The sequence below is a fragment of the Rhizobium sp. RM genome (genome assembly GCF_013390595.1).
Lineage (GTDB): Bacteria > Pseudomonadota > Alphaproteobacteria > Rhizobiales > Rhizobiaceae > Agrobacterium.
In genome coordinates this window covers 216,785-236,239 of sequence record NZ_JACAWV010000023.1, presented here as the reverse complement: position 1 = coordinate 236,239, position 19,455 = coordinate 216,785, and the positions used below count along the sequence as shown (strand labels likewise).

The following is a 19,455-nucleotide window of genomic DNA, read 5'->3' as shown; positions in this document are numbered from 1 at the left end:
GCGCCTCAGCCTTCGGCTGGACCCGCGTGCCTGCGAAGCGACGACGGTGGATAGCCGAAGCGCTTGCGAAAGGCTGCGGTGAAATTCGAAAGGTGAACATATCCGGCTTCGAAGGCGATGTCGGAAATACTGCGGCTGCTGAAGAGAAGCGCCTGACGCGCTTCATCAAGCCAACGATTGCGGATGAACTCGTTGAGAGAGCAATTATGCGCTTTGCGCACCAGCCGCTGTAATGTTGCCTGACTGGCGCCGAGTTCGCTTGCCATGTCCGTCACGGAGAGCTCCTGTGCCGAATGGCGGTCAATGTAGCGCACCAGTGCATAGATCCGCTGTTGCTCCGCAGCAGTCAGATTGGTCGGTGGCATCACTGCCTCCGGGCTTGTGCCAAACGCGGTCGTCAAGGCCTCGTAGACAATGGCAAGAGTATGGCTCTCCAGAAGTACGGATGAAAACGGCGGCTTGCGTGCGGCAATATCAAACATCTGCCGGGCCAGAAACTCGACCTTTCGGTTCGGCTGCCACTGCCAGAAGCCAGGTTCTCCGCACAGAAGGGCCCTGAAATTTTCCGGCGTTTCAGCACTTTCGGAAAACCGCTGCAACCATTCGCGCGACATTCCGATGACCATCTTGTCAAGATATTGGCCCTTGCGTGCACGCCGGCGCAGCCTCGCTCCATTTCCATGGGAAACGATAATTGCAGAGGACTGCCACCGGCCCTGTTCGGTCCGTTGCGGCATTGGCATAGGCACACCGTTCAACGATGCCTCGACAAAGCCTTCGAGGAATATCTTGATCGAAACCTGCGCATCAACTGCAACTTCCATCTCCAGGTCATCGACCTGCATACGACGCCCGAAATTGGCATGAATGCCGTCCATCCGCACCTTTCCAACGAGGCCGCAAGCAACAACGGCGTCACCCTGGTCGCCGCCATCAAGCACGCGTACGCCGTTTTTGCGCAATTCGCGTCGCGTCAGGATGGGGTTTGGATCTGCTGCTACGGGCGGAAGAGGGGCAATGGCTCTGTTCACAGAGGTCTCCTGCATAAGTTTATGCGCGGTTAACGAAAGCGGGCACTTTCAAAACCGCCTATACGAATACATGAAATACACACTCAAGAATAGCCGCGACGGGGGACGTCCGGTACTCTTTGGCGCTCCAGGCGCGACAATCGTGTGGAAATAGCCAGTCGTCCAGGGGTATGAAATGAACGGAACTAAGATCAGCGTGCAACGGCCAACCATGAAGCGGCTGGCACACATTCTCATGGCAACCACCGTGCTAACGGGAATGGCAGCAGGTGCGAGTGCGCAGGATGCCACGAGCAGCCAGAGCGACACCACCGAACTTGCGCCGATTGTGCTCGAGGGTGCGACATACGAGACTGAAGGCACGAACAGCTATACGACCAAACAGATCAGCGTCGGCGACAAGGATACCCGCACCCTGCGCGAGGTTCCGCAATCAACAACGGTCCTCACCCGTGAGCGCCTGGATGATGGAAACTTCTCTTCGCTCGATACTGTCATGCGCAAGACGCCCGGCGTCGTCGTTCTGACCAACGATGACGGCCGTTCCAGCCTCTATTCGCGTGGTTTCGAATTTGACACGCTCTACATGAACGGCCTGTCGACACCGGTTTCTTCGATCTATGGCACGCAGCCTGACATGGCGGTTGTTGATCACATCGAGATCCTGCGTGGCCCCTCGGGTCTGTTTGGTGGTGCAGGCGAACCGGCCGGTGCCGTCAATATGCGTCTGAAACAGGCGTCGGACGAGTACAAGGCAAGCATCAATACGATCATGAGCTCATGGGACGGCAAACGCGTCGAAGGTGACATCACCGGACCCCTGACGAAGTCCGGCCGTGTCCGCGGTCGCCTCGTCGGCGTGCTCTCGGGCAAGGACAGCTTTGTCGATGGCGTCGATAACAAGGTTGGTGTCCTCTACGGCACGATCCAGGCCGATCTGACGGAAAATACGACAGCAACGCTCAGTATCAATCATACGCAACGTGACATCTCGCCGTTTAACGGATTGCCGACACTGGCGAACGGCACACTGCTCGATTTGCCGCGCTCGACCTACACCGGAGCGGATTGGAACACCTTCGAAAACAACGTCACGCAGTACATCGCTGAAATCGAACACCGCTTTGAAGATGGCGGCCATGCAAAGGTTTCAGCCCTTTATTCGCACGTCGATGTCGATTTCCTTTATGCCTATGCGGCCGGTGCAGCAAACGCATCTGGCGTCGTCAGCACCGGCACGCGCTGGCTGGCACGCGATTATGAGCAGGATTCGGTTTCGCTCGACGCCCACATCAGCCGCCCATTCGAAGTCTTTGGTCTGGAAAACAACATCATTGCCGGTGTTGACTATCGCGGCAGCGATGACAGCCTGCGATCAGCGACAGGCGTGATTGCCGGCGCTCAAAACCTTTATAACTGGAACACCCATCTGGCCAAGCCGACAGTCACGTTCGGCAGCGCGACGGAAACCGAGAGCGATCAGTACGGCATTTACGGCCAATGGCGTATCAAGCCAATCGACAGGCTGACTTTGATCGGTGGCGGTCGCTTTAGCTGGTATGACGCGCAGTCTGGTAGCAGCGAGGTCAAGGTCAACGGCGAGTTCACACCTTATGCCGGTATTGTCTACGATCTGACCGACCGTCTGTCGGCCTATGCGAGCTATACCCAGATCTTCCAGCCACAGTCGGCAGTCGACGCGTCCGGTGCGATCATCGATCCCCGTACCGGCGAACAGTATGAAGTCGGCCTGAAGGCAGAACTGACCGATGGTCTGAATGCTTCGCTTGCCTGGTTCGATCTGACGGATGAAAACCGTGCCGTCACCGATCCGAACAATACCAACTATTACCTCGCCCTCGGTAAAGCGCACATGCGCGGCATCGAATTCGAGGTCAATGGCGAAATCCTTCCGAATTGGGAAGCGATGGCCGGTTACACCTATACGGATACAGAATACAAGAACACGACACGCGCAGCAGGTTCCGAATATTACACACCTGAGCACATGGTACAGCTCTTCACCAAATACACATTTGAAGGCACGGGTAACTGGACAGATGGTTTCTTTGTTGGCGGTGGTGTGAAGCTCTTCTCGTCATTCAAAAACGTGTCGCGAACTGCTGCAGGCGGCGCAACCACCATCAATGCTCCGGGCTATGGCGTGGTTGATCTGCAGGCCGGATACAAGTTCAACGACCATGTCACGGCGAGCTTGACGGTCAATAACGTCTTCAACAAGACCTATTACGAACGTGTCGGCGGTACCTCGGTGTTCAACTTCTACGGTGAACCGCGCAGCTTCGTCTTCAAGATCGGTACGACCTTCTGATTTCATCAGAAGCGAAGCTGAAATAAAGCGACCCGGAACCAAGGTTTCGGGTCGTTTGCTTTCAATATCCAAACTTTATCCGTCGATCTCGCTTTCGCCGAATGCCATCGCCTTTACGCGCCTGACGCCGTGCAAGAGCATGTCGAAATGGTCGTGATCGGCAGCAACGGTAAGCTCAACTTTCAAGGCGGGGTTGGCCTTGCGGATCAGCTCGGCAGCCTCAGAAATATTGTCGACCATGGCCCGTTTGGACAGGTGATCCTGCCTTCCCGCCGGCAAGGCATGTGTCGCATATTGCTCGTCCTTGCCTACAGTGAGAACCACGCGCTCTGCTGTCAACGATCCTGCATCTTGCCTTAAACGGCGCATCATCATCGCATCGCTGAACCAGAGCGATGGACTGGCTGCCCAATAACGCTGGAAATAGAATGGACAGTGGAGCAGCGTATGGACGGTGAACAGCCCACCGTAGGAAAATCCGAACAGCGTGTGCCGCGCTGGATCCAGCGGATAGTGCTCGCAAAGGGCAGGTCTGAGCTCTTCTGTAAGGAAATGCAGGAAATCATCGGCGCCACCAAATCCGCTCGAGACAAGATCGCCCGTCTCTTGATCAGGTTTCGGCGTGTAATTGCGCGATCTTGCCGGGGCGTCGAAGGGCGCGCCTCCGGGAAAGCCGATTGCAACTGTAAGACCGCGCCTGTCGCCGGCTGACGTTTTGGGAAACAGGCCGTGCGCCGGTTGGCTGAAGATGAGCGGGAAGCTTGCGTCGCCGTCAAGCATCCACAAAGTGGGATAGCCGGATGGGGGAGGTGGCTCGGATGGAAGGCGCACAAGCACGCGATAGGTTTCACCGGTGCGCCGCGAGCGGATTTCGAAGGTTCGTGCAGCCGGAAGCTGAACCGGTTGCCATTCGCCCATGTCTTGCATCATCGCGCTAATCTTCGTCCGATCTGGTGTCCTAGACTGGCCCAGGCAGACAAAGTCCGACCGAGCCGGTTTTGGCCAAAACCTATCAGAGATCAGTGGGTTATGATATCTTTCTGTTTATCGAAGTTAGCAGTTTTACACTGCGGATTGAGAGCGAGGCAAAGCGTCTGAAACGCCCTTTGGTGTCACCTCCCTGTTACTCTTCGCGCATCCAGACCGTGTACCGACTCTGTGCGTTATGCCGATGTCGGAATGACGCAAATAATGCCGGGGGACGGGCGGAAGCAATGCTGGATCAAGCGGCCGTTCAGGTGTTCAGACCGTCGAAAACCTTCAGGCAGAACCGCTCGAGCGTTTCAGTATCATCCGAATTCGCGACCCAGGGATGGTCCAGTTTTAGGTCTCCGATAGAGACAATTCGTTGAGCGATGTCGGCCGGAGTCGTCTCGTCAATGCGACCACTCGCCCAATCATGAAAGGCTGTAGAATATCGAACGACCGCTCCACTTGAAGGCAGGTCGATTGTTCCACCTTCTGCAAAGAATGTCAGCCCGTCCCCCATCTCTTCCCCGATAAGCACGAGACGCTCTCCCAGACGGTCCTTCAAGATAGCGGCAAAGACGACCGCGGCGGAGAAGGTGAATTTGTCGACAAGCAAACCGACCCGGCGATCTTCAGACCCGCGCGAGATCGCGTCGATCAAAGGCATGGTGCGAAGAAAGTCGCCGCCGGTATTTCCGCGAATGTCAATGAGCAGGGGGCTGCCTGGGCGCGAACTGACGCGTTCTGCCGCCTCGGCCATCGCACCCGAAAGTTCAGTTTCTCCGGGATCGAAAAAACTCGGGAGGATCATGAGCATCCCGGGTTGGCCAAAGTCTTTGACCCTGCAATAGGGCCTGGGCAGCCAGGTTGCCTCGGCTTTCCCATGCTCATTTCGCGGGTAGAATGTGGATGTACGAACCAGATTTGCGGCGTCGAGAGACAGCTCGCTCATCCGTCCGGCAATGTCGCGTATCTTGTACGTGATTTTGTCGCTACCCGAAGAAACGCCCAGGCGCTGCAATGCGCCTGGCCAGGCGAAAAGGATGGCGCCGATAACGCGTTTTCGTTGCGGTGTCCCCGCCAGATATGTCTCTGCAGATCGTTCGATCTCGCCTGCGGGAACGCCATTGATGGATATCAACTCGCCCCCTATCGCTTCTGAATACTCTGACGTGGCATCGAGCAGGCGTGTAGCGGTGCCGATTGCCACGAACCGCAGGGGGAGAACCGAAATGGCATCGTTTGGGATCAGTCGTGTATGCCCGTTCGCCGGAAGTGCGAGAAGGCGCATCAGCGAAAGCAGGAAATCATCCTTCGAGTTCGCGAGCGCTCTCTCACGGGCCTCGTTGATGTGACGATCCAGTTCCTCGCGTCCAATCGATCGGAAGCTGGGGTCAACCGGCAGGACCGTTTTCACTATTTGCTGTAGGTCTTCGATCATCGAAGTATGAAAACGTGTATTCGTGGATGACGCAACCTCCAATATGGGCTGATTGCCCGAAATCGCCGCGCAGGATGTGAGCGGCCGCGTTTTAAAGCTTCATTCTCAGCCGGTACCTTTTGCCATTCGCCTCGTCAGGGACACCGGTGCAAGGCTCGGTGCGGCATAATTGGGACCTCGGTATATGCCGGCCTGCGTGTGACAGGCCGGCATAGTCCTTGTGTGACTTTAGTTCGGCAGTGAATAGGCGATCACGTAGTCACCGCGATTGTCGTTCGTGCCGGTGCGGGTTGCACCACCGGCTACGACCACGATGTACTGCTTGCCATCCTTGCCGACGTAGCTCATCGGAGCGCCCTGGCCACCAACAGGCAGGCGTCCACGCCACAGTTCCTCACCCGTGTCGCTGTCGAGTGCGCGGGTGTAGTAGTCGAGCGTGCCGTGGAAGAACGTCAGCCCGCCCTTTGTCACCAGCGGGCCACCCATGGTGGGCATGCCCAGTGGGATGACGACGCCTGGAACGACGCCGCGAACCGGTGCGTCCTGGATCGAACCCATCGGCACCTGCCATTTCGTCTTGCCGGTGGCGAGATCGATGGCTGTCATCGAGCCGAAAGGTGGTTTGAAGCAGGGAATACCGAGTGGGGAGACGAACATCGAACGCTCTACGCCCCAGGGTGTCCCGAGCTGTTCGGAGTATTCACCTTCGGTGGAGGGCTTTAGACCGATCCGTTTGGCTTCGTCCTGCTTGATAAACCGGCCCCACTGCGCCATGCGGATATCATTGACGATAAGCGTGCCCGTCGAGGCATCGATCGCGCCCCCACCCCAGTTGAAACCACCATAATAGCCCGGGTAGATCAGGGTGCGCTTTTTATCGGAAAGTGGCGTGAACTCGCCCTCCCAACGCATGTCCATGAACTCAATGCGGCAATAGAGCTGATCGAAGATCGTCGCGCCCCACATGTCGCGTTCGCCAAGCTTGTCGGCACCCACGGAGATCGCCGAAACGGGCTGCGTCGGCGCGACATTCATGCCAGCCATGGAATCCGTGGATACCGGCCGTTGTTCGACTGGCACAACTGGCTCACCTGTCCGACGATCAAGAACGAAGATCTGACCTCGTTTCGTCAACTGGATGATGACAGGCGTTTTTGTCCCATCGGCCTTCGGAAGATCGAACAGGATCGGTTGCGCGGATACGTCATAATCGAACTGATCGATATTGGCGGTGCGGAAATGCCAGCGTTCCTTGCCGGTCTTCATATCAACCGCAACGATCGCATCGTTGTATTCATCGGAATAGGGGTGGCGGTTTCCGGTCCAGAAGTCCGGTGTCTGGTTGCCTGTCGGGAAGAAGGCGAGACCAAGTTGCGGGTCATATGCCGCCGTGCCCCAGAAATTCGGGGTTTCGGGCGCGTAGGTCTGTCCGGCCGGCAAGGGCGTGCTGTCTGTTGCACCGCGTGCCGCATCCCAGGCCCAGAGGATCTCGCCGGTGCGGACATCGAAGCCACGAACAACACCTGAGGGTTCGCCAACCGTGAGGTTGTCGTTGAGGCGGCCGCCAACCATGACGACACCATCGGCCACAAGGGGGGCGGAGGTGACGTTATAGGAGCCCTGCTGGCCGCCGACAGGATCGGGTGTGAGGCCAATGCTGAGATCGACCGCGCCATTGACGCCGAAGCCATCGCAAAGTTTGCCGGTTTCGGCATCGATTGCGAGCAGGCGCGCGTCGGTTGTCGAGGTCAGGATGCGTTTGCGGCAAACGTCAGGAAGAGCAGCCTCAGTCGCGGTATCGTTCGAGCCATCGTTATCTGTCGCCGGCGCGGTCAACTTGGTGAGATCGGCATAACCGACACCGCGGCAACGACGCCAGCCCTTGGTGCTCTCGGAAATCTTCGCCTGAGGATCGAACCTCCAGCGCTCCTTGCCGGAGGTGGCCTCAATTGCGATCACGATATTCGAGGGTGTGCAAAGGTAGACCGTGTCATCGACCTTTAGCGGCGTAACCTGATACTCCTTGCCATCGACCGCGAGGTCGCCGGTCCGGTAGGTCCATGCCACCTCAAGGTTTTTGACGTTCGACTTGTTGATCTGATCGAACTGGGCAAAACGATTGCCGCCGGTGTTGCGCCCCCAGGCTGGCCAATCGTCGCCGCTGTCCTTGCCGGCATCAGCATCAACGACAGGGGCAGGGTTGCCGTTTGCGGCAACCACAGTTGGGTGCGGCCGGAACATGCCGGCAATCGTTGCTACGAATGCAGCAGCAAGCACGACCGAAATGCCGGCTGCGACTTTGCCAGATAGGGCGGGCGCACCGGATTTCCGAAGCAGGAAGGGCGATATCAGCGCAGCGCCAAGTGCAATCACCAGAAAGGTGACGGTACGCGGGACGAGCTGCCAGAAGTCAAATCCGACTTCCCAGAGCGCCCAGATGAGACTGACTGCGAAGAGGCCAAGCGCCGTCCAGACTGTGGCGGAATGGCGCCGCACAGCAAAATAGCCGATGGCAATCATCACGACGCCGGCAAAAAGATAAAACCACGAGCCACTCAGCGAGATGAGCTTGAGGCCGCCTGCGGCTAGGCCGAGACCGAGCAGCGCAACGACTGCTCCAAGGATACGAAGTATCCAGGTTAAAACATTGGTCATGTTAAAATTCCAGTTGATCGACAGGAACGTCAGAAAGCGTTCCGACAGTGGAGGCAGGGTGTCGAGGCGGGCTCCTGGTGGGTGACAGCAACCCAGTGCCAGGCAATCGTCAAAAGCCACTTGCGCATCGAAACCCACTCCGGATTGATGGCCGCGTGTCATAATGAAAGAGCGGCCAGCCTGTTTGCCAATGGCCACGCGCACGCCAAAAACTCCGTGGGAGAGACGGAATAATTGTCGCGTTTTCAACGTGGTAAAGGTTTCCTTGGGAGGAAGGCCTTTCTATAATATCGGCGTGTCGGATGCGACAAGTCGTCACCACGGGTGACCTGGACGGATTCACGTCAAAGGAAGCGTTGACATCAAGCGATACTTCCTTTGTCAGTCACGGTGGGGTGGAGTTAAATTGCAGTTGGGAGGGAGGATGATCTTGGGGAAGATTTTCTATGAGCCCACTCAAAACACCCGGTTTTCGTGATGTCGCAGATCAGGCCGGCGTCAGTGTTACGACCGTGGAGCGTGTTCTCAACGAGCGCGGAAGTGTTTCACCACAGACCCGCATGAAGGTCCTGGAGGCGGCCGAGCGTTTGCAGCTCAGGCGCGTCTTGCCTAGCCCCGACTATGGGAACTTGCGGATTGAGGCAATTTTGCCCAAAAATCCAACGCCTTATTGGGCAAAGCTTTCAGCCGGCTTGAAAAATGCAGCAAAACTTCTGCCGCGCGGTATCGCTCTTTACAGAACCTTCGTTCCCGAAAATGATCCACCGGCAATGATACGGGCGATTGCAGCCTCCAAGATGAGGCGAAGTGCCTTGATCGTTGCCGCTGAGGTAAACGATGAGATTGCCGGCACACTCGCTTCGGTCGCCAGACAGGGCGAAATCGTCGTCCTCGTGTCATCGAAGTTGCCTGAACTTCCGGTGCAAACGTTCAGTGGTGTCGATAACGTCGCCGCCGGGCGAACAGCGGCCTCACTCATCAATTTTGCGAGGAGCGGACGGAAAAGCAAGGTGCTCATCCTTCAGGCAAACTCGACGCTGCAATCGCATCGCGACAGGATAGAAGGCTTCACCACGACAATCGGACAGCGCTTTTCCATCGACATCGTAATGACCCATGAAATGCCAGGCGCGTCATGGAGGATCGTCAACGAGATGCTGGCGCAAGACCGCGTGCCCGACGCGATTTATGAAACCGGCGATTCAGGCGATGAGATCGCTACCCTTTTACGCGGGATGGAAAACAGGCCGATCTGGATCGGGCACGAAAGGAACGCTGCTCATGACCAGTTGATGCGCGAGGGCTTGCTGGATTTCGTGCTCGACCAGGACCCGGACCGGCAGGCAAGATGGGCTATGCGGCACATCCTCTCCCAACTCGGCGTCGCCGGCTCGAAGTTCTCGACAGTCAAGAGGCCTGAATTGCGGCTGTTCTGCGCGGCCAATCTTCAGGACTTCGATTCCTGAAAGGGCAAACAAGCCGGTCAATATAGTCACCTCGTGATGAGTGTACACAAAGGCGAGCAAAGCACAGAAATCGATTCCGCTTTTGCAGGCGATGTTATAGTCTTGGAAATATTCCGATACAGACGTCGGATGTTTCAGAAGCCTTCTGCAGGGAGTTGAGTTGCATGCCGCCCGCGCCATCCGCAGACCAGTGGTTGACCGGCTCTGCCGCATGAGAGTCGACAGGAAACCGACACTCAAGGATGTGGCGCGTGAGGCGAATGTTTCGCTGAGCACGGCGTCCCATGCCATCAACGGAACAGCACCGCTGACAGTCGAGGTTCGCGAGCGCGTCCTTGAGGCGGCCCGCTCTCTCGGTTATCTCGAAAACCGGCGACAGAAAGCAACCATTGCGACTTTGCGTGTCGTGCTCTTGGCAATGACCAATGACGCAGCGCCCCAAAGCGATCTCAACATGGTAAGCTGGACCATGCTGAATGGTTTTCGGCGTGAATGCGAAAGGCGTGGAATTCGCATCGTGCCCTTCGTCAGTGCGAGCAACCGGCTCGATCCCGCCGAGGTGGGAGAGGTTGCTGCGGCCTCAAATGTCGATGGTATCGTCGTCTTGAACGACGACCGTCAGGAACTCGTCCAGGCACTGGCTGCATTGCACAAGCCCGTCGTCCTCATCAATGGCGAGGACCCGGCCATGGTCGTCGATACGGTGACGGCTGAAAACCGTTTTGGCGCCAGGCTCGGTATCGAGCACCTTCTGTCTCTCGGACATCGCAAGGTTCTGCACATCACCTGGAAAGGCCGCACAACAATCCGCCGCCGCTACGATGGTTATAGCGACGCGTTCTTTGCTGCAGGTCTACCCGTCCCCGCGGATATGATTGTCGAGGCAGAAAGCTACGAGCCTGAATGCGGTGAACGGACAATTCAGGCCCTCCTTCAGGAAAATCCGCCGTTGCGCAATGCGACGGCGATCTTCTGTGCGGCAGACAATCTGGCACTCGGCTGTCTCAAGGCCCTGACGGAAGCGGGGCTTCGGGTCCCCGAGGACGTTTCCGTCCTGGGTTTTGATGACATCATGCCGGCGACTTTCAGCGCGCCGCCTTTGAGCACCATACAGCTGCCGGCCGACAGGCTCGGAGGTGCTGCCCTTTCCCTGCTCGAGCAACGACTTGTGGCTGCCGATCCGTCACGCCCGGCACACAGGCTGGAACTGGGCTGTCGTCTCATTCTCAGGGGCAGCATCGCGCCGCCCCCGAAATAGCCTTACGCTCTTATTTCATTCCCGTGCCGGCAATACCGGTGGTGATGTAACGCTGCAGGAACAGGAACACGAGCGTAACAGGCGCAAGGCTGAGGAAGGTCATGGCGAGAATATAGTGCCATTGTACCGAAAACTCGCCCTGGAACGAATTGAGGCCTACCTGCAACGTGAAGTTCTCGCGGCTGGAAAGCACGATCAACGGCCAGAGAAAGTCGTTCCAGCGCCATAGAACCGAGAAGATCGCAAGCACTGCAAGTGCCGGTGCGGTCAAAGGCAAGATGATACGCCAGAAAATCCTGAATTCACTGGCGGCATCGACGCGGGCCGCCTCGATCAACTCATCTGGAATAGTCAGCATATATTGTCGTAGCAGGAAAACGCCTGTCGGCGTGGCGACGGTCGGAATGATGACGCCCCAGAGATTGTCCACGAGACCAACACCGACAACCACCAGATAAGCCGGGACCATGACGACGGTGAGCGGGATCATCAGGGTCGAGATGATCAGCACGAAAATCGCCTTGTCGCCACGGAACTTGTATTTCGAAAGCGCGAAGGCTGCCATGGCGTTGACGATCAGGGTGAGGATCGTTGCCACTGTCGTGACGAAGACGGAGTTTTTGAGAAAGGTTAGAAAGCTGAACTGCGTGAGGGGGTCGGTGAAGTTTTCGGTTGCAATGGTCAGGCGCTGAACGGGCGAAATTTCGCGGGTGTCGACGCTGACAGGCTCACCGGGCGTATTCGGATCGACCATCTGAGCCTTGATGCCGATGCGGCGGACCATCGCCATTTCACGCGCTTCACCATTGATGGTGACGTTCCAGAGGCTCAACGGTTTGTCATAACCCTGAACCTCCACCTGAACTGCAGTGCGCGGCAGAAGGCTTGGCGGAAAACGGGTGATTTCCGCTTCCGGTTTCATCGAGGACATGGCGGCCCACACCACGGGGACGAGGACGGCCAACGTCCCGCCGATCAGCCAAACCCAGGAGAGGATGTCGGTCAGACCGACCCGTCCCGGGCGGCGGGTTCTGGTGAGGAACCCGATTGCATTGAGATTGCCGGACATGATCAGGACTCCATTTTCTTACCGAGGCGTAGCTGCACGAGTGTCAGGACGAGGAGCACAAGGCCCATCAGCACGGACGCGGCGGAGGCAAGGCCAAACAGCCTCAGATCGCTGCCGAATGCCATCTGGTAGATATATTGAACGACAAAGGTGTTGGCGGTACCGGGCCCGCCGCCATTGGTCAGCACCCAGGCCTCATCGAAGATCTGTACCGAGCGGATCATGAGAAGGATCAGCACGACAAGAAGGTTGGGCCCGAGCAGCGGCAACGTGATCCGAAACAGAGTGTGTCGCGGCGAGGCAGCGTCAATCGCGGCCGCTTCATAAAGATCCTTTGGAATGGCCTGAAGGCCAGCCAGCAGGATCAGTGTGTAAAAGCCCATATGGAACCAGACAGATACAACGACGACAAAGAAGCGCGACCAGCCGACGTCCAGAAGGAAAATCTCAGGGGGAACACCGAGCATCTGGAAGAACGCATTGAGCAGCCCGTTACGATCGAGGAACCACTTCCAGATCAGGCCGATGACTACAGGCGAAAGCAAAACGGGGTAGAAGAACATGGCCCGGAAGAAACCGCGCGCGGCAATCGCCCGGTTGAGGATCAGCGCTGTGACCAGGGCAACGAAAAGGGTCGCGATGACATTGAAGGCAACAAACCACAGCGTGTTCCAGATCGCCGTCCAGAAGAGCGATTCACGGCAGCTTCCCGGGTCCATGTAGCTCGTGCAATCCAGCAATTTGCTGAAATTGTCGAGACCGACGAAGGGACGATCCGAGATCAGAAGTTCGGTGCCGCCTGTAAAGGCATAACCGACGGCGATTGCGATTGGCAGGAATGTGAAGATGCCAAAAAGGACGAGGTTAGGCATCAGGAAGAGGTACGGCATGCGCTTTCTGCCGATCACTCGTTCCAGAACGTTGAGCGGGCGCTCGATCAGCGCCATTGCCGCTTCGAGGGCCCGATCGGCAATTCCTGATATATTGGGAGCAACCATCCTAACCTCTCCCCTGGTCGGCAAGGCGCGGCAAGGCCAGCTCCGTGACCGGATCGAAGACATGGACGCGTTCGCGCGCCGGGGCAATCTTCAGGATTGAACCGGATACGGGGGCGAAATGGCCTGCCTGATGGATGATGATCGGATCCTTCTGGCCTTGAAGGTTACCGTAGATATAGGTTTCTGTCCCGAGGCTCTCGTAGTACTGGACCTCGAACGGCAGGCCGCCATCCTGTGAAATGGCAAAATGCGATGGCCTGATACCGGCCATAACCTCCTGACCAACCGTCACGGCGGAAGGGTCGACAAGGCAAGGCAACGGTGCGCCATAACCCGCATCGATTGCTATCGTGCCATCGCTTGATGTCACCACGCGTCCCTTGATGATGTTCATGCGCGGCGATCCGAGGAAGCCGGCCACAAAAAGATTGCGTGGATTGTCGAAAAGTTCGAGCGGGCTGCCGACTTGTTCGACGCGTCCGGCACGCAGCACCACGATCTTGTCTGCCATTGTCATGGCTTCGACCTGGTCGTGGGTAACGTAGATCATCGTCGTTTTGATGTCGCGATGCAGCCTGGTGATTTCGGCACGTGTCTGGACGCGCAACGCCGCATCGAGGTTGGAAAGCGGTTCATCGAACAGGAAGATATCCGGTTCTCGCACAATGGCGCGGCCGATCGCAACGCGCTGGCGCTGGCCCCCGGAGAGCTGACGCGGCTTGCGGTCGAGATAGGGCTCGATTGCCAGCATGCGGGCTGCTTCGTTGATCCGGCTTTCGATTTCGGCGCGTTTGAAACGAAGATTTTCGAGGCCGAAGGCAAGGTTTTTGCGGACACTCATATGCGGGTAAAGCGCATAGGATTGGAAGACCATGGCGATCTTGCGCTCGGCTGGTGAAAGCGCGCTCACATCACGGTCGCTGATCGAAATATTGCCCGATGAAATGTCCTCAAGGCCGGCAATGATGCGCAGAAGCGTCGATTTTCCGCAGCCCGACGGGCCGACGAACACAACGAACTCCCCGTCGTTGATGTCGAGATCGATGTCATGCAGAACATGTACGGCACCAAATGCCTTGTTGAGGTTTGCAAGTTTAAGACTTCCCATTACCTGCTCCCTTCAGGCGAGTTCGCCGCTTCGACGAGCTCTTTTGCATTCCAGCCCTCTGGCAAGGGCATTGTTCTTGTGATGTCGACGCTCTCAGCGGAAAAGCCGTGCACGCCTTCGAGATAAATACCTGGCATTCCGCCAGGGTAGTCTTCGAGCCCGACGATCTTGCCGTCCTCGTCGCATGTCCAGGCGTTAGCCCGTCCTGCCGCCTCTGGGCTTGGGGCGAGATCGGCATTGGTGGGGCGAATGTCGTATTGCGTACCCGTTCCAAGCTTGCCCTTTTCCTGGGAGAGGCGAACCCGCTCAAGCTTGACGTTGTGGATACCAGCCTCAGAAACGGAGACCAGATTAATCGCACCTTCCATGCGGCCGGTCAGATCCTCGACGGTCAGATTTTCGACCCGTCCTGCCGGTCGCTCCAGCCTGCGATCGACAACAGTGACCGTTAAGGCTTCCCCTGATCCCCAGAAACCGCCCGGCGTTTCCTGGCAGTCCACATCAATGCGCGCAAACCGGATATTGCTGAGTGCACCGCCATCGCGCGAGAACAGGCCAAGCGCCCGGTTGGATTGCGTAACCCTGCAATCTTCAAAGGTGATATTGGCGAAATCACCGAAGGATTCGGTGCCGAGCTTCAGCGCGCAGCTCATGCTGGAAACATCGCATCGGCGAACGATGATGTCTTCGCAGCGCCCGACAGCCTCTCCATCAGGCCCGGCGCTGGTCTTCAGCACCACGCCGTCGTCTGCAGTGAATATCCTGCAATCCTCAATCAGCGCCCGACGGCATGCATCAAGTACGATGCCATCGGTGTTGGGCAGGCGGCGATCATTGGTAACAGTGACATTTTTGAAGAGAATGTCTTCACAATCGATCATGTGGAGCGACCACATCGGCGATCCCGCCACATCGAGGTTTTCAAGGCGCACATTGCTGCATCCCTCGAAAACCACGACACGCGGGCGAAGGGCCGCCGGGATCCAGGTTCCCATGGCCTGATCATCGCCGATAATGAAATGCTCGCTGCCGGCCTCAATGGCGCCTGGGCCAGTGATGGCGATATCGTGCGCGTTCTTTGCAACGATCATGCCGCGGTCAGAGCTTTCGGCAATCACGGATACGGAGGTTGATCGATAAGCCTCATAATCGGGAAGGGGGGCGAGAACCGCTCCTTCTTCAAGATGCAACTCGACACCACTCTTCAATGTCAGGCCAGAGGTGATGTGGCGTCCAGCTTTGAGTGTGACGCGTCCGCCGCCAGCGTTGCTAACGTTATCGATCGCCGTCTGGATGTCTTCGGTAGCCTCGCTGCCGGTCGCTAAGATGTCGAAGGCCAGCCTGGTCATGCTGCCTTGTCCTCTTCAAGGGAGACGTCGATCAGGAGGAGCATCGTCAAAGCCTGTCCGTAGGGTGTCGGCAGATTTGGAATGCGGCGGTAAAAATCGAGGTCATGTCCCATCGGAGTCCCATCGGAGACACCGTGGACGACGCCATCGGCATCGATATTGCCAAGCACTGCCTTCAAAGCATCGTCTGCAAGGGGGCGATTGTCATTGCTGAGGATGCCGGCCTCGATACCGCGCAGGATGCCATAGGCGATGCCGGCCGTTGCCGAGGTTTCGACCGGTGACGTCGGGTCATCGAGGAGCGTGTGGAACATGCCGTCCTCGCGCTGAAACCGGCGCAAGGATTTCACCTGGCTGGCCAGAACATTTGCCAGGAACCGCTTGTCCTTCTCTGCGAGTGAAGGCACGAGTTCGAAAAGTTCCGGGATGGCGACCGTGATCCAGGAATTGCCACGTGCCCAGAAGGCGTTTGCAAAGTTGTGACGGCCATTGAAGGTCCAGCCGTGGTACCAGAGGCCCGTGACAGGATCGGACAGATAACGGGCGTGAATGACGAACTGGTAGACGGCCTCGTCGATCCAGTCCTGCCGCTTGCAGACAACGCCGGCGCGAGCGAGGAACAGGCATGCCATAAAGAGCGTGTCATCCCACAGTTCGCCGTCATTCAGGCGCTCTTTGACGACATGCTGAAATCCACCGTCTTCGGTCTTCGGCAATTTGTGGACCAGCCAGTCTGCCCAGTCTTCGACGAGCGCGCGGAAATCCGGCCGGTCGACATGTTCGGTCAGGATGACGAGGGGCAGCATCGGTGCGGAGCTGTTGATCTGGCGTGGCGGAATACCGCGCTCGATCTGCCAGCTATACCATGTGACGAGGTCATCGATGGCCTTGCGGTCGTTAGCTGCCAATGCCCGGCGCAGGAAGCCGTAAAGGCCGACGCCGACCTCCCAGTCCCACTCATCGAACTGGATCTTGCCGTCGGCACTGCCGTTGACCAAGCCCTCCTGAATACCCTTGAGGCGACTGAAGGCGACCGCGACCTTGTCTATCGTGGTCTTAAGGGCGTCGTTATTCGTCTGTGTCTGGTTCATCTGGTGTGTCCGCTCATGAATAGAAAAGCTGGTGGGCATTGCTCGCAGCGGTCTTGTTGCTGTCGAGCGTCAGTTCGGGCTGGGGTTGCTCGTGATTAAAAGCCATTGCCTTTTCGCCAATGGTGAATACGCCGTCCCATGAAAGACTGATTTGAGGGCTGCCGGGCGGGGTCGCCGTCAACACGCGACGGTCGGGATCAAAGGCCACCTCCGTTGCAAGCACCCTGGCGCGGAAGCGCGAGAAATCCTCTTGATCGCCGCATCCGATAGTGCCGATCCAGCCGCATCGTTTCCCATGGGAGCGAACTTCGCGTCCGGCGGTCGCGCCAGTCATGATCGCTTCAAGGCCATTGCTTGCATAAAGAGCGGCAAAGCCGCGGCCAGCACGGGTAATCAGCCAGTTGCCGTCCTGGATTGTCTCATCCAGTCCGTCGCGCCCGAGATAGGCGTGTGTCCAGTCGTTACGATGATCGGCCGTATCGAAAATCAGCATTGCCAGATCACGGTGTTGGGCAACGCGGGGCAGAATGCCGCTTCCGGCCCAGTAGGATGGGCGCTGTGTTCCCCAGGGATCGTCTTCGCCGGGATGGTTGACCCAGAGCCGCGCCATCGGGTGGCCGGCAAGCTTGATGTCCATCACGTGCTGCTGGTGGCCCTTACGCCCGGTCTTGTGGTCCACCACGGTTGAGAGCTGTGCCGCCTCGTTCTTGAAGAGCACAAGTTTGCCGGCCTCGAGACCCTGCGCGTACCTCGCCTCAATCACTCGGTTTTCATCAAGTGCAGCGAGAGAGGTCAGCCTTGCAGGTGGCAGATAGCCGCCGCAGCAAAACATCGGAAGCGATGCAACGCCACCATTCAGCCAGCCCTTGCCGAATGCGACCTGGGCAAAAGGCGCAAGCTCGGTGAGAGGACCGGCGCGCAACTCTTTGTCGTAGGCGCGGCCCTGAGATCCCGAGGGGACGCCATTCAAGGTGTGGAGCGCGATCATCTCGAAGATGAGATCAAGCTGATGGCGCGCACGGGCGGCAAGCTCCGGATGAGCCCAATGTTCGATGGCAAGCAGCCCGATGAAGTCCACCGGGTAGTAGGCGGCCGAATTCCATTCGGCGAGACCATGCCCCTCCACACTTTCGAACCAGCGGGCGAGGCGCTCGGAAGCAAGCGCAGCCTGCTGGCGTCCGGTGCGGCCGGAGGCGGTGAATATGGCATCAGGCAAATAATCACCTGCCAGCAACTGGCTGGTGTGGAAGCACAACACGTGGTTCTCGCTCCAGAACCACATGACATCATTGCCGGGTTCATCAACCCAGTAGCGGTAATTGACGATTGACCGATTGATCCTTGCCACGGTCTCGACCGGCAGCCGGTCGCCATAGGCGCGCACAAGCCATAGAAGCGGCACAAGGACAAAGTCCGAGCAATCTTCTCGCGCGTCGATCGAATGAAGCGTCGATGCGATGATTCCGTCGATCGTCTCGTTGTCATCGCTACCGGTCGCGACCATCGCAAGCGCCCGTCCGATGCGCCAGGCGCCGTACCGTGCGCTGAATGAGAGGGCTGCTGCCTTTCTCGCCTCGATCTCGTCGCCTGCGTCGACCGGGTCGAGATTGCTCATGAATGCAGCGTCGATCGACCGGGTGACAGTCCCTGTGCCCGAGCCGATCGTGACCTTCACGCCATGATAGCCATCCGCAATGCCGACAGTCTGGGGTATTTTGAGCGAGGTCTGCCCGGGCGTCAGTACGGTTTCGATGCTGGCGAGAACGGCGCGGTCATGACCATGACTTGTGACGGCGACTTGGATTGGTAATGGCTTGTCGGTCGCTGCGTCGAAGACAAGTTCGAGCGGCGTGTCGACAAAGACATCGAGCGCCGGCCTGATGTCGCGCACCAGAGCGGCAAGCCGGCTCGTCTCGTCCCTGTCGAGAGCAACAGGAAGCACAACCGTCAGGGCATGGTTGTCGATGACCTCCAGTTCGAAGAACCAGATGATGTCGCGCTCGGCCAGATCCTCGCAATGAAGGAGGATCTCGTTGTCTCCAGCCTCAAGGCGAAGGCTGATATCGCATTTGTTTTCGACGTTACGGATGAAGGGTTCAAACCGAACCTGTTCGACCCCGTTGACCCAGATCCGAACGCCCCCGCAGGTCGCAAGCCGCAGATCAACGGTACGGGCCGTTTCGGTACGAAACGTTCCCTTCAGCCAGCGGCGGACATGGGTCGGGACATGCCAGAAGCCGGTAAACTCGACGCGGCGGTTCGAACCCGGCAGGTTGAGATGAGAATGGGCCCAGTCTGCGTCGGGCGCGATGTTGCGGCCGATCATTGTGCTTTGAAAGGCCTTGCGGCAGGGCAGGTCACCGACATCGACGAAGCCGTTGATGAAACGATAGTTGACGCGGTCTTCGGCCGGCGCAGCAATCCCGGGAAATGCGGTCTCGATCAGCTTCGAGACCACCCAGGCCGTGACGGTGTCACCTTTTTCAACTGTATATGTGGGTGCCGAACGTGTCGCCACAAAGGGCTCATCAGTCATAGTGGATCGCCTCCCGTCGATCATTATGAAAATAATTTCACAGAGCGGAATTTGCGATTGCGGTCCGAACTGTCGAATTTATTGGGAAGAAACAGCTTGACGTTTGTTCTGTCAAGTCGCAAAACATCCGAAATCGAATTGATCAGAGGAGC

Annotated in this window: 13 protein-coding genes; 3 read left to right on the top strand and 10 right to left on the bottom strand. The window is 57.7% G+C overall.

What is annotated here, in order from left to right:
* Positions 1–5 precede the first annotated feature (5 nt).
* Entirely contained in the window at positions 6–1,031 is a 1,026-nt protein-coding gene (locus HWX89_RS26580) for an AraC family transcriptional regulator (protein ID WP_178340912.1), read from the bottom strand.
* A 175-nt stretch (positions 1,032–1,206) separates the two neighbouring features.
* Between HWX89_RS26580 and HWX89_RS23720 the strand changes: the two genes are divergently transcribed.
* A complete protein-coding gene (locus HWX89_RS23720; RefSeq protein ID WP_138792769.1) occupies positions 1,207–3,363 on the top strand; it encodes a TonB-dependent siderophore receptor in 2,157 nt (718 codons plus the stop codon).
* 75 nt (positions 3,364–3,438) lie between these two features.
* Here the strand turns inward: HWX89_RS23720 and HWX89_RS23715 are convergent, their stop codons facing one another.
* The 3 genes from HWX89_RS23715 to HWX89_RS23705 form a co-directional block, all read right to left on the bottom strand.
* Positions 3,439–4,293 (bottom strand): alpha/beta hydrolase, encoded by an 855-nt coding sequence (locus HWX89_RS23715; RefSeq protein WP_138792768.1) that lies wholly within the window; start codon positions 4,291–4,293, stop codon positions 3,439–3,441.
* A gap of 304 nt (positions 4,294–4,597) precedes the next feature.
* Positions 4,598–5,773 carry a S41 family peptidase gene (locus HWX89_RS23710; protein ID WP_138792767.1) on the bottom strand — a complete coding sequence of 392 codons (1,176 nt, stop codon included), beginning with the start codon at positions 5,771–5,773 and terminating at the stop codon, positions 4,598–4,600.
* A 228-nt stretch (positions 5,774–6,001) separates the two neighbouring features.
* On the bottom strand, positions 6,002–8,632 hold the full coding sequence (locus HWX89_RS23705) for a membrane-bound PQQ-dependent dehydrogenase, glucose/quinate/shikimate family (protein WP_210271519.1): 2,631 nt from the start codon (positions 8,630–8,632) through the stop codon (positions 6,002–6,004).
* Positions 8,633–8,874: 242 nt separating this feature from the next.
* Between HWX89_RS23705 and HWX89_RS23700 the strand changes: the two genes are divergently transcribed.
* Entirely contained in the window at positions 8,875–9,894 is a 1,020-nt protein-coding gene (locus tag HWX89_RS23700; protein ID WP_138792766.1) for a LacI family DNA-binding transcriptional regulator, read from the top strand.
* A 211-nt stretch (positions 9,895–10,105) separates the two neighbouring features.
* Positions 10,106–11,152: a LacI family DNA-binding transcriptional regulator gene (locus tag HWX89_RS23695; protein ID WP_138792765.1), complete on the top strand. Its 1,047-nt coding sequence runs from the start codon at positions 10,106–10,108 to the stop codon at positions 11,150–11,152.
* Positions 11,153–11,162: 10 nt separating this feature from the next.
* Here the strand turns inward: HWX89_RS23695 and HWX89_RS23690 are convergent, their stop codons facing one another.
* Genes HWX89_RS23690 through HWX89_RS23665 form a run of 6 tightly spaced genes read right to left on the bottom strand, consistent with a single transcriptional unit; the run spans position 11,163 to position 19,303 of the window.
* Positions 11,163–12,221 carry a carbohydrate ABC transporter permease gene (locus HWX89_RS23690; protein ID WP_138792764.1) on the bottom strand — a complete coding sequence of 353 codons (1,059 nt, stop codon included), beginning with the start codon at positions 12,219–12,221 and terminating at the stop codon, positions 11,163–11,165.
* Positions 12,222–12,223: 2 nt separating this feature from the next.
* Positions 12,224–13,219: a carbohydrate ABC transporter permease gene (locus tag HWX89_RS23685; RefSeq protein ID WP_138792763.1), complete on the bottom strand. Its 996-nt coding sequence runs from the start codon at positions 13,217–13,219 to the stop codon at positions 12,224–12,226.
* Between the two features lies 1 nt (position 13,220).
* Positions 13,221–14,327, bottom strand: a complete 1,107-nt coding sequence (locus HWX89_RS23680; protein ID WP_138792762.1) for an ABC transporter ATP-binding protein — start codon at positions 14,325–14,327, stop codon at positions 13,221–13,223.
* Entirely contained in the window at positions 14,327–15,676 is a 1,350-nt protein-coding gene (gene pglB, locus HWX89_RS23675; protein WP_138792761.1) for a polygalacturonase PglB, read from the bottom strand. Before pglB ends, HWX89_RS23680 begins: the two co-directional genes overlap by 1 nt.
* Positions 15,673–16,767, bottom strand: coding sequence for a beta-galactosidase BglB (gene bglB, locus HWX89_RS23670; RefSeq protein ID WP_138792760.1), 1,095 nt, complete (start codon positions 16,765–16,767; stop codon positions 15,673–15,675). The genes pglB and bglB overlap by 4 nt, the downstream gene beginning before the upstream one ends.
* A 13-nt stretch (positions 16,768–16,780) precedes the next feature.
* Complete coding sequence (locus tag HWX89_RS23665; protein WP_138792759.1) at positions 16,781–19,303, bottom strand: hypothetical protein; 2,523 nt, start codon at positions 19,301–19,303, stop codon at positions 16,781–16,783.
* Positions 19,304–19,455 lie beyond the last annotated feature (152 nt).